Genomic DNA, 11,051 nt, shown 5'->3' on the forward strand with positions numbered 1-11,051 from the left:
GAAGTCTAGACGCACAAAGCCGCACTGCAAAGCAGCGCGGCGTCAAAGACCTGTGAAGGATGGATCGGGATCAGCCGCCGATCCGCGCGCAATCAGCCCTGGCGCGCCTTGAAGCGGCGCTGGACCTTGTTGATCACGTAGACGCGGCCCTTGCGACGGACCAGACGGTTGTTGCGATGGCGGCCGCGCAGCGACTTCAGCGAGTTACGGACCTTCATGGGACAATCCTGTTACTTCGAAAGGCCCGTGTTGGAGGCCGTACCTGATCGATGCCAATAGCTGGCAAAATGGGATTTATCCCGACAAGCGGCCTGCCGCCCGGGACGGCCGGGTTCTAAGCCATCGGACCGCTAAATGTCAACCGAGACGGGCCCACTTTCAGGCCTGTCCGAGCCTGGAACCTGCACGGATCGCCCGACCACGCCCTTGAGATCGCTTCGGAAATGGCGACCGCGGCAATGATCCAGACCAATGCCCCGCCAGACGGTCACGCTGGATGACGGTATTCACCGGCAGCGAATCGTCCCGCGGCCTTTGTGTCAGGCCCCATCCGCCGTCCAATCGGGACTTGCCGACCGAATTCGGCTCAGGCCGCGCTCGCGCCGTCGGCGCCAGAGCGCTTGCGCAGATCGTTATATAGTATAATTATTTTCCATCACCAACAAACACGCCGCGCGGGGAAGCCGAATGCCCAAGCTCAAACTGCCCGACATTGAAAAAGTCACAGCGATCGACATCCACACCCATGCCGAGGAGCCGTGCGGCATGCATGGCGACGACGGCTATGACGACTTCCAGGTGCAGATGGCTGATTACTTCAAATCGCCGCACAAGCATCCGCCGACCGTGCCGGAGACCGCGGCCTACTACCGCTCCAAGAACATCGCCGCGGTGATCTTCCCGGTCGATGCCGAACGCGAAACCGGTTTCCGCCGCTACAACAATCACGAGATGCTCGAAGTCGCCTCCGATCATCTCGACGTGCTGATTCCGTTCGTCTCGATCGACCCGCACAAGGGCAAGCTCGGCGTCCGCGAGGCGCGCAGGCTGATCGAGGACTACGGCGTCCGCGGCTTCAAATTCCATCCGACCATGCAGGGCTTCTATGCCAACGACCGCATGGCCTATCCGCTCTATGAGGCGATCAATGACGGCGGCGCGATAGCGCTGTTCCACACCGGCCAGACCGGCGTCGGCTCGGGCATGCCCGGCGGCATGGGGATGCGGCTGAAATATTCCAACCCGATGTACATGGACGACGTCGCGGCGGATTTTCCCGACCTCAAGATCATCCTCGCGCATCCCTCCTTCCCCTGGCAGGAAGAGGCGCTGTCGGTCGCGACCCACAAGCCGAACGTCTATATCGACCTGTCCGGCTGGTCGCCGAAATATTTCCCGCCGATCCTGGTGCGCTACATCAACTCGATCCTGCAGGACAAGATGCTGTTCGGCTCCGACTGGCCTGTCATCACGCCGGACCGCTGGCTTGCCGACTTCGCCAAGCTAGACATCCGCGAGGAGATCCGCCCCAAGGTGCTGAAGGCCAACGCGCGCAAGATTTTGGGTATATAAGGCGGTCTCTGCACCGCCCTCGGCGTCCCGATCGCGCGGCGGTCGGGACGAAGGGGAATGACAATGACCATCAAGGCAATCGTCTTCGATGCCTACGGCACGCTCTATGACATCCAGTCGGTGGCCGAAATCACCGAAGATGCGTTCCCCGGTTATGGCGACATCATCACCCAGGTCTGGCGCATCAAGCAGCTCGAATATTCCTGGCTGCGCACGCTGATGCGGCGCTACCAGGATTTCGCCGCCGTCACCCGCGCCTCCCTCGCCTACACGCTGCGCAGCCTTGGCCTGCAATATGACGAAGCGACCTTCGCTCGCATCATCGACAAGTATCAGCACCTCGCGTTGTATCCGGATGCCGTCGCCGCGCTCGAGGCGATGAAGGACAAGAAGCTCGCGATCCTCTCCAACGGCAGCCCTGACATGCTGAATGCGCTGGTGCGCAATTCGGGGCTCGACCGGCTGCTCGATGCGACCATCAGCGTCGACGCGCACAAGGTGTTCAAGCCGGCGCCCGAAGCCTACACGCTGATCGAGGAGGTATTGAAGGTGCCGCCGGCGGAGGTGCTGTTCATTTCCTCCAATCCGTGGGACGCCTGTGGCGCCAAGGCGTTTGGCCTCACCGTCGCCTGGATCGAACGGGTGACGCCGGAGGCGATGGCGCTGGCCTGCGTCGAAAGCGAGACGATCGCCCCATTGACGATGTTCAAGGCGCTGCGTACCCAGATGGATGAGCTCGGCGTCGTGCCCGATCACCGGATCCACGGTCTTGCCGAGCTTCCCGCGTTGGTATCTGCAAGGTCCTGAATAGAATGAGTCTTGAGTCCGTCCGCGCCTTCTTCGCCGACAAGGCGCCCGATATCACCGTGATCGAATCTGCCGTGAGTTCCGCGACCGTCGCGCTGGCGGCGGAAGCCTATGGCGTCGAGCCGGCGCGGATCGCCAAGACGCTGAGCCTGCGGGTCGGCGACCGCGTGGTGCTGATCGTCGCCGCCGGCACGTCGCGAATGGACAACAAGAAGGTGAAGGCCGTGTTCGGCGGCAAGCCGAAGATGCTCGGCCTCGAGGAGGTCGCCGACATCACCGGCCACGAAGTCGGCGGGGTCTGCCCGTTCGGACTGAAGTCGCCGCTGCCGGTCTATTGCGACGTGTCGCTGAAAGCATTCGACGTCGTGGTGCCGGCCGCGGGCTCGACGCACAGCGCGGTGCGCATCACGCCGGACCGGATGGCGGAATTGACATCGGCCGAATGGGTCGATGTCTGCGAGGTCCGGCCCCAGACGGAAGTCAGTCCCGCGCCCTAAAGCGCGATGAGATCGGGTTGAATCATCATCGCGCTTTAGCTGCTTGTTTGAGCATGATCTTTTCGGAAAACCGCTTCGCACTTTTCCGGATCATGCTCTAGTCTTCGTCATCATAGGGCGACCGCGGCGGAGTGACCGGGGCCGGCTGCATCTGCTGCGGCGCGCGCGGCCGCTGCTGCATCTGCGGCCGGGGTGCGCGCCCCTGGGTTTGCGCCTGTTGTTGCGCATTCGACTCGAACACCGCACGGCACGAACTGCCGAGCAGCGCCGTGTTCTGCCGCAGGCAGGCGACGATCCGGTTGGTGTCGGGAATCTGATCGCTGCACAAGCGCATTACGTCGGGCGTGCACGCCATCTGCTGTTCCCATGTGCCGCGATACTCCTGCGACAACGCAGGCGCCATAGCGCCAGCGCCGCCAATCGCCATCGCCAAGCTCAGCACAATCCGCTGCCTCTGCATGCCCAATGCCCTTGTTTGATTCGGTCCACGCACGCGCGGGTTCCGCACGGCGATTTGCGTCAACCTCGCAAATGAATGCGGCCAAGGATCGTTCGCACGGACAACTAAATGTGAAGGCCGATCGCGCCGGAACCAAGTTCCCGGCACCGGTCTTCGATCGATCCGAGACGACGTACTACGATCCGCGCTTCTTCCCCTTGGCGAAACGGCTGGCGAGGAAATCCGCGAGCACCTCGACGCGGGCGGGGCGCGGGCCGCCGGGCGGCGTGACCAGATGGACGGCGGCCTCGGGCTGCTTCCAGCCTTTCAGGATCACCTCGACCTCGCCGCGCGCGATCGCATCGCCGACGATGAAGTCCGGCAGATCGGCGATGCCGAGGCCGGCGAGCAGCGCCGGCATCACGGCCTCGCCATTGTTGACCCGCAGCTGGCCGGCCGGACGCACACTGGCCTGCTCGCCGGCCGCGTTGGTGTAGTGCCAGGCACCCTGGGTGGAGAGGTAGGCGTAGCCGAAGCATTTGTGCTCGGCGAGATGCATCGGATGGGTCGGCCGGCCGTAGCGCTTCAGGTAGGACGGCGCCGCCACCGTGTAGCGCGGCATGCCGCACAGCCGCCGGGCGATCAGCGAGGAATCCGGTAGCCGCGCGATGCGCAGGCCGGCGTCAAAGCCTTCGCCGATCAGATCGACGGTGGCGTCGCTCAGATGCAGATCGATCGCGACCTCCGGATAGGCCTCCATGAATTCCGGCAGCAGCGGCGCCACCGTCTTGATGCCGAAGCTCATCGGCACTGCGAGCCGCACCAGGCCGCGCGGCGTGGTCGATTGCGCCAGCGCCTCGTTCTCCGCGGCCTCACCATCGGCCAGCAGCCGCGCGGCGCGCTCCGACAATTTCTGGCCGGCATCCGTCAACGCCAGTCGCCGTGAGGTGCGGTTAAACAGCCGCGCCCCGAGCCGCTCCTCCAGTCGGCTGACCGCCTTCGACACCGTAGCCTTGGACAGCGAGAGCTCGGTCGCCGCCGCTGCAAACGACCGTAGTTCCACGACTTTTGCGAAGATCGCGAGCGCCTCGAAGTCCGGCAGTTTCGACATGGCCGCTGTCCCCGCTCATCCAATTTGGAAACAATGAGTTTCGATAGTTTCTATTTCTATACCACAGCCGGAGGCATATCCAAGTGCCATCAAAACCACTCGATGGAGAAATCCGATGACCAAGAAGCTCTCAGGCAAGGTTGCTCTCGTCACCGGCGGTTCGCGCGGCATCGGGGCCGCCAGCGCCCGTGCGCTCGCCGCGGAAGGTGCCAACGTCGCGATCAGCTATGTCGCCTCTCCCGAGAAGGCGGAAGCCGTCGTCGCCGAATTGAAGGGCAAGGGCGTCAATGCCCGCGCCTACAAGGCCGACCAGGCTTCGTCAGCCGACGTCGATCAGCTGGTGAAAAGTGTCGCCAAGGATTTTGGCCGGCTCGACATCCTGGTCAACAACGCTGGCGTCGCAACCGGCGGCGCGGTCGACGACCCGAAGGCCGACACCGCGACGCTTGCGCGCCAGGAAGCGATCAACGTCGATGGCGTGATCACCGCGATCCGCGCTGCATCGAAGCTGATGGTTGAAGGCGGGCGCATCGTCACCGTCGGCTCCATGCTGGCCGATCGCGCCTCGTTCCCGGGGCTTGCCGACTACGTCGCCAGCAAGGCGGCGGTCGTCGGCTACACCAAGGGCGCGGCGCGCGACCTCGGACCGCGCGGCATCACCGTGAATGTGGTGCAGCCCGGCTCGATCGACACCGATATGAACCCGAAGGACGGCGGCGAGTTTGCCGAGACGCAACGCTTGCAGCACGCACTGCAACGCTTCGGCCGCCCGGAGGAAGTCGCAGCCGGCGTCGTGTTCCTGGCAAGCCCGGAAGCCTCCTTCGTGACCGGCACCGTGCTCAACGTCGACGGCGGCTTCGGCGCCTGATCGCAACACCAACGCCGAGCGTGGACGCCCGGCTACCGCTCAACACCGACATCAAGGGGAATGACCATGATCGAACTGAAACCATTCGCAGAACTTGGCGGCGCCGACCACGGCTGGCTGAAGGCCAAGCACCACTTCTCGTTCGCGAGCTACTACGATCCCGCCAATGTCAACCACGGCGCGTTGCGGGTGTGGAACGACGACGAGATCGCACCCAACTCGGGCTTCCCGGCACATCCGCATGCCAACATGGAGATCATCACCTATGTCCGTGAAGGCGCGATCACGCATCAGGACTCGCTCGGCAACAAGGGACGCACCGAAGCCGGTGACGTGCAGGTGATGAGCGCCGGCAGCGGCATCCGCCACTCCGAGTACAATCTGGAGCCGTCCAAGACCAAGATCTTCCAGATCTGGATCGAGCCGACGACGAAGGGCGGTCACCCGACCTGGGGCTCCAAGCCGTTCCCGAAGGCGGACCGCTCCGGCAAGCTCGTCACCATCGCTTCCGGGATCGACGGCGACAATGATGCGCTGCCGATCCGCGCCAATGCGCGGGTGCTCGCCACCACGCTGAAGGCCGGCGAGAGCGCGGAATATTCCGCCGACAAGACCCGTCACCTCTATCTGGTGCCGGCGGCCGGCAGCGTCGAGGTCAACGGCGTCCGCGTCAATGCCCGCGACGGTGCTGCGATCCGCGACGAGGCCAAGCTGAAGATCACCGCGCTCGAGGATACCGAGCTCGTCCTGGTCGACGCGGCCTGATCACCTCACCTTGCATGCGCGGAAGAACATCCGCGCATGCCTCTCCCCCAACGCTTCTCCATCTACTCAACCAAGGAGGCCATCATGGCCAAGGTTCTCGTCCTCTATTACTCCGCCTACGGTCACATCGAAGCGATGGCGAATGCCGTCGCGGAAGGCGCCCGCGAAGCCGGTGCCACCGTCGACATCAAGCGCGTGCCCGAGCTGGTGCCGGCCGAAGTCGCGAAAGCCTCGCACTACAAGCTCGACCAGGCCGCGCCGATTGCCAAGATTGATGATCTCGCCAACTACGACGCCGTTATCGTCGGTACCGGCACCCGCTTCGGCCGGATGTCCTCGCAGATGGCCAACTTCCTCGACCAGGCCGGCGGCCTCTGGGCCAGGGGCGCGCTGAACGGCAAGGTCGGCGGTGCCTTCACCTCGAGCGCGACCCAGCATGGCGGCCAGGAGACTACGCTGTTCTCGATCATCACCAACCTGCTGCATTTCGGCATGACCGTAGTGGGGTTGAACTACGGCTTTGCCGGCCAGATGAAGCTCGAGGAGGTCACCGGCGGCGCACCCTATGGCGCTACCACCATCACCGGCGGCGACGGCAGCCGCCAGCCCAGCGAAAACGAACTCGCCGGCGCCCGTTACCAGGGCCGCGCGATCGCGGAGACGGCGAAGAAGCTGCATGGCTGAGCCAAGCGCCAAGTGGCACGGCTGATACAGCGTGCGAGGGACTGCATTGCTCGGTTGAAGGATGCCGTCCTGCCTAGTGTGGGCAAAGGCGCGAAGCGCCGTGCCCACCACTCAAAGTGTGCTGGCGATGGTGGGCATGCCAGCGCTTTGCCCACCCTCCACAACTACGACCGTAGCAATTCCGGAACTCAATCCTCTTCGCGCGTCGGCGTCGCCTTGCCGAGCGCCTGCTTCAGCCGGGCTGAGAGTCTAGGATAGTGACGCAGCGCCAGCACGGCGCGGTCGCGCAGCGCATGGGGCTGGCCGCGCCAGCTCAGGGCCGCGCCGAGATCGACTAGCGGCGTGCGCTGCGGTCCGAACCGCCGCTTGTAGCTGTAATTGCCGATCGAGAACTCGAACTCCCGCACACCGTCCTTGTGCAGCGCTGCGATGGTGCGGTCGATGATCAGCCGGCCCGGCGAGCACGCCGACCATTTCTCGCCGGCATTGCTGATGCGGATCATGACGTAGCGCGAACCGGTGCGGATGCCGAGCAGCGTCGCCACCACCGCGTCGCTCGTGGTGAGCGCGGTCATCACCGCATAGCCGCGGCCGCTGCCTTCGCGCACGAGGTCGCGATAGAAGGCGGTGCAGTCGGCATTGTCGAGCACGTAATTGAGGCCGAGACCGTTCAGCCGCGCGCCCTGCTGCACTTCCGTGCTGGACAGCAGCCGCAGCGCCTCCTCGGTATCCGCGGCAACCCTGAACGTCGCCGACGGTTCACGCGTGAATACGCGCCAGGTCCGTCCCAGCTCCTTGCGAACCTTGCGGTCCAGCCCGTCGCGCCAGGCGTCGTGATCGTCGCCGATGGTCAGGCAATTGCCGTTGACGACCGACGGTCCGACATCGTCGAGCCGTGCCAGCGGATTGGCACGGCTCGCGAGCTTGAGCGGCATCTTGCGAAAACGGACGAGATCGGCACCGCCGGGCGCCTGGCGCAGCGCGGCCTGCAGGTCGCGCCAGAACTGCCAAGCAGCGACGTCGTCGCGCGGTGCGGCCGGGCCGAGCAGCGGCGCGTTGAAATCGGTGAGGTTGAGATCGGCGAATTCGACGATGCGGAGGCCGCCCTGCCGATGCCGGATCAGCGGCAGCAGCGCAGCGCGTTCACCGGTTGCGGCATCGCCGACGACGGCGATCAGCGGCTCGACCCCGTCGGTCGACGCGAAGGCCCGGTACCACGACGCATACCATTGCGGATGCTGGAACGCGGTCAGCGGTTCGAATGCACCCCAGCGAGCGGCGGCCTGCGCCCAATCGGAAACCAGTTCGACGCGATAGCCGACCGCATAGCTAGCGACCCGCGCCCCGAATTTCTCAACCGCTGTCGTCAAGATCGTCATGTCAGCACCTGCAACCGGCAGCTCGCTCACGCGGCCTCCAACGCCGCCTTGGGCAAGTCGACGATCTTGCCGAGATCGCTTTCGTCGAGCCGGAAGTCGATCGGACGACGCACCGCGCGCTCGCGCTTCACCCATTTGCTGTCGCGCAGCAGCTTCTGCATCACCTGCTTGGCGAAGAAGGTCGGACCGCGCATGCTGCGGCTGCGCGGCGCATAGCCGAAGCGATGCCGCAGCATGCCGTTGGCGAGATGCAGGATCTGGGCGCGGCGGATGTCGTCGTTCACATAGGAGATCGTCATCGAGATATTGACGGTGTCGAGATTGTCGACGCGATGCGGCGCATTCAGCGGCCAGTTCAGCATCTGACCGGGCTCGAGATCGATCACCCGGGCGTGCCAGTCGTACCAGGGCTCGTAGGGGATAGCGACCTCGACATCGAACAGCGCGATGTTCTCGAGATGCTCGGGGCGGATGAACGGCTGCGTGTTGGGATAGACGTAGACCCGCTTGCGGCCGGAGATCTGGACCAGGCCCTGCCCCGGCAGATCGGCGTGGTAATCGACCTGCGCATCGGGCGAGGAAATCAGGATGCCGGCCCGATAGGTCGGCGCATCGAAGCCGGGGACCTTTTCTGCGATCTCACCGAACATCCGCTCGATCATGTCGCGATAGCGGCGATCGACCGCGGTGACGTTGCGCAGGTTGAGCCAAAGGCCGCCGCGCGAAATCGCCTCGATCACCTGGTGACCACGCAGCCTGCCGATCTCACCCTCGCGCCAGCCCCGGCTCGAGCCCTTGGCGCCGATCTTGACCAGGCTGTAATGCTCGCGCGGATAATGCTCGATCAGCTTAGCGAGATCGTCCATCGAGAACGCCGGCAGCTGGTGCATGGTGTGCTCGAGCCGGATCGGCTGATGGCTCCAGAGCCTCGAATGGTTGTCATCCCAATTCGCGAAGATCTTGCCTGTCGTCATGGTCGCGTTCCCGGCTGCTGCGCCGTTTCGCTTCATCCGATGTCCCGTTCCGGGACGAGCGGGCAGCTCTTGGGCAGGGATTGGCAAGAACGGTGCCGCCGCGTATGCGCGCGGGGCTACCAACGCTAACGTCTGGCCGATATGGCTAACCGCGACGTTTCCGGAGCCGGCCGCCGGAGCCGAGAGGACTGAATGAGTGAACCACGCCGATATGGTGCGCTGTTCCTCGGCGCCGGACCGCATATGCACCGCGGCGTCCGAAGGCCACCGATCGACAGCGCACCAGACGCAAGAAGGCCCGGCCGCGCCGCGACCGGGCCCCGCTCGAACGCGTACCGTCAGAGCGGCTTGATCTGGACCTTGCGGAACTTGACCACGCCGGACCCATATTGGAGTGCGATGTAGCCGCTCGCGTGCTTGGAGTCCTGCGCATCGACGGTCTTCTGACCGTTCAACGTCACGACGAAATGCGGCCCCTGCGCCGTGATCTCATAGACGTTCCACTTGCCGGCGGCCTTCGGCATCGGATCGACCTTGCCGACATCGACGATGGCGCCGGTACCGTAGGTCGGGTCCGGCCGCTTGTCGAAGATGTTGACCTCGTAGCAGACCTTGGAGTCGATCATCTTGTTGCCTTCGCAGCGGATGAAGACGCCGCTGTTAGCGTCCTCGTCGGTCCAGAACTCGGCACGGATCTGGAAGTCCTTGTATTGGGTCTTGCTGACGAGATAGGAGAGATCCTTGCCCTCGAGCTTGTCGGCGACCAGCGCGCCATCCTTCATCGCCCAATTGGCCTTGCCGACCTCGTCCCAGTCGCCCTTCTTGGAGCTGTCGAGCAGCGTGACCCAGCCGTCGTCTCCCGATGCGGTGGTCGAGAATTGCAGCGCGGCCGCACCGATCACGAGTCCCGCCGCCAGTATCGACAGTTGCTTCTTCAAGGTTATCCTCCCGTCTTTTGGTTGGCGCGCAACCTATCATCGCCTGCGGCCGCGTAAATCGTTTTTCATGTTGCAACTGCGTTGTGTCACGAACCGTTGTCGCAATCTTGAGGTCAGACATGCACGGAGGCGTCTTGCCCGGCGCAAGCCGGCGCGATTAGCATCATGCGGCATACGGGCGCGGCAGTTGCCCGAGAAAACCGATCTGGGAGCATCCGATGACGGCGTCGAACCGATCCTGGCGATATCTGATGATGCCGCTGGCCTTTGCCGGCATGCTGAGCGTCAGCTCCGCGGCCGAGCTCAATCCGGCCGCCGTCACCTACAAGCTGCCGGACCAGATTCCCTGGAGCCCGGTCGACGCGCGCGGCGCGCAGAACGCCGTCGTGGTCGGCGACCCCTCGAAGCCCGGCTTCTACATGGTCTACACCAAATGGACCAAGGGCAATCACTTCAGCCATCCGCACTTCCATCCCAACGACCGCTACATCGTCGTGCTCAAGGGCACCTGGTGGGTCGGATCGGGCCCGAAGTTCGATCCCGATCACGGCACGGTGGCGATGCCGGCCGGAAGCTTCGTCACCCATTTCGGCAAACAGGTGCACTGGGATGGCGCCAAGGATGAGGATGCCGTGCTGCTGATCATGGGCGAAGGCCCGGCCACCGCCACCAACGTCGAGGAGAAGTAGCCGGAAGCCGATCGCAACCTTCGTCTCCATGCGGCGTTTCATCCCCTCATCATCATGACGAGGAGATAACCATGGCAACAGCAGCCGATATTCGGGAACATATGGACGTGATCTCGTCGGACAAGAAGACGGTCGGCAAGGTCGACCACATGGAAGGTACCGACAAGATCAAGCTGACCAAGCAGAGCTCGCCCGACGGCCAGCACCATCATTTCATTCCGCTGTCCTGGGTCGACCATGTCGACCAGCACGTCCACCTCAACAAATCGGGCTCCGACGTGACCGCTCATTGGCAGCATGGCCGCCAATAGCCGCATTGCGTGAGGTG

At 64.1% G+C, this 11,051-nt stretch carries 14 protein-coding genes; 8 read left to right on the forward strand and 6 right to left on the reverse strand.

Annotated elements, in window-relative coordinates; genetic code table 11:
- Positions 1-92: 92 nt before the first annotated feature.
- The gene (ykgO, locus tag ACVW17_RS01895; protein WP_002718645.1) at positions 93-218 is read right to left on the reverse strand and encodes a type B 50S ribosomal protein L36; all 126 of its coding nucleotides are present in this window, start codon (positions 216-218) and stop codon (positions 93-95) included.
- 469 nt (positions 219-687) lie between these two features.
- Here ykgO and ACVW17_RS01900 point away from each other — a divergent pair, with 469 nt between their 5' ends.
- From ACVW17_RS01900 to ACVW17_RS01910, 3 genes are all read left to right on the forward strand, one after another.
- Positions 688-1,572: an amidohydrolase family protein gene (locus tag ACVW17_RS01900; protein ID WP_456750210.1), complete on the forward strand. Its 885-nt coding sequence runs from the start codon at positions 688-690 to the stop codon at positions 1,570-1,572.
- 63 nt (positions 1,573-1,635) lie between these two features.
- Complete coding sequence (locus ACVW17_RS01905; RefSeq protein ID WP_456750211.1) at positions 1,636-2,379, forward strand: haloacid dehalogenase type II; 744 nt, start codon at positions 1,636-1,638, stop codon at positions 2,377-2,379.
- 5 nt (positions 2,380-2,384) lie between these two features.
- A complete protein-coding gene (locus ACVW17_RS01910; RefSeq protein ID WP_456750212.1) occupies positions 2,385-2,876 on the forward strand; it encodes a YbaK/EbsC family protein in 492 nt (163 codons plus the stop codon).
- Positions 2,877-2,973: 97 nt separating this feature from the next.
- Here ACVW17_RS01910 and ACVW17_RS01915 read toward each other — a convergent pair whose 3' ends face one another.
- On the reverse strand, positions 2,974-3,336 hold the full coding sequence (locus ACVW17_RS01915) for a hypothetical protein (RefSeq protein ID WP_456750213.1): 363 nt from the start codon (positions 3,334-3,336) through the stop codon (positions 2,974-2,976).
- A gap of 175 nt (positions 3,337-3,511) precedes the next feature.
- The gene (locus tag ACVW17_RS01920) at positions 3,512-4,426 is read right to left on the reverse strand and encodes a LysR family transcriptional regulator (protein ID WP_456750214.1); all 915 of its coding nucleotides are present in this window, start codon (positions 4,424-4,426) and stop codon (positions 3,512-3,514) included.
- Positions 4,427-4,541: 115 nt separating this feature from the next.
- Between ACVW17_RS01920 and ACVW17_RS01925 the strand changes: the two genes are divergently transcribed.
- The 3 genes from ACVW17_RS01925 to wrbA all read left to right on the forward strand — a co-directional run bounded on the left by ACVW17_RS01925 (position 4,542) and on the right by wrbA (position 6,743).
- The gene (locus tag ACVW17_RS01925) at positions 4,542-5,294 is read left to right on the forward strand and encodes an SDR family NAD(P)-dependent oxidoreductase (protein ID WP_456750215.1); all 753 of its coding nucleotides are present in this window, start codon (positions 4,542-4,544) and stop codon (positions 5,292-5,294) included.
- Between the two features lie 66 nt (positions 5,295-5,360).
- Positions 5,361-6,059, forward strand: a complete 699-nt coding sequence (locus tag ACVW17_RS01930; RefSeq protein ID WP_456750216.1) for a pirin family protein — start codon at positions 5,361-5,363, stop codon at positions 6,057-6,059.
- 84 nt (positions 6,060-6,143) lie between these two features.
- Positions 6,144-6,743: an NAD(P)H:quinone oxidoreductase gene (gene wrbA / locus ACVW17_RS01935; RefSeq protein WP_456796727.1), complete on the forward strand. Its 600-nt coding sequence runs from the start codon at positions 6,144-6,146 to the stop codon at positions 6,741-6,743.
- 188 nt (positions 6,744-6,931) lie between these two features.
- On the opposite strand, the gene ACVW17_RS01940 is transcribed toward wrbA, so the two are convergent.
- The 3 genes from ACVW17_RS01940 to ACVW17_RS01950 form a co-directional block, all read right to left on the reverse strand.
- Positions 6,932-8,152, reverse strand: coding sequence for a GNAT family N-acetyltransferase (locus tag ACVW17_RS01940; protein ID WP_456796728.1), 1,221 nt, complete (start codon positions 8,150-8,152; stop codon positions 6,932-6,934).
- On the reverse strand, positions 8,149-9,096 hold the full coding sequence (locus ACVW17_RS01945) for a hypothetical protein (protein WP_456750219.1): 948 nt from the start codon (positions 9,094-9,096) through the stop codon (positions 8,149-8,151). The genes ACVW17_RS01940 and ACVW17_RS01945 overlap by 4 nt, the downstream gene beginning before the upstream one ends.
- A 338-nt stretch (positions 9,097-9,434) precedes the next feature.
- On the reverse strand, positions 9,435-10,034 hold the full coding sequence (locus ACVW17_RS01950; RefSeq protein ID WP_456750220.1) for a 3-keto-disaccharide hydrolase: 600 nt from the start codon (positions 10,032-10,034) through the stop codon (positions 9,435-9,437).
- Positions 10,035-10,252: 218 nt separating this feature from the next.
- Here ACVW17_RS01950 and ACVW17_RS01955 point away from each other — a divergent pair, with 218 nt between their 5' ends.
- Both ACVW17_RS01955 and ACVW17_RS01960 read left to right on the forward strand, forming a co-directional pair.
- Positions 10,253-10,723, forward strand: coding sequence for a cupin domain-containing protein (locus ACVW17_RS01955; RefSeq protein ID WP_456750221.1), 471 nt, complete (start codon positions 10,253-10,255; stop codon positions 10,721-10,723).
- Positions 10,724-10,794: 71 nt separating this feature from the next.
- Positions 10,795-11,034, forward strand: a complete 240-nt coding sequence (locus ACVW17_RS01960; RefSeq protein ID WP_050403738.1) for a DUF2171 domain-containing protein — start codon at positions 10,795-10,797, stop codon at positions 11,032-11,034.
- Positions 11,035-11,051 lie beyond the last annotated feature (17 nt).

This window comes from Bradyrhizobium sp. USDA 4473 (assembly GCF_054063335.1).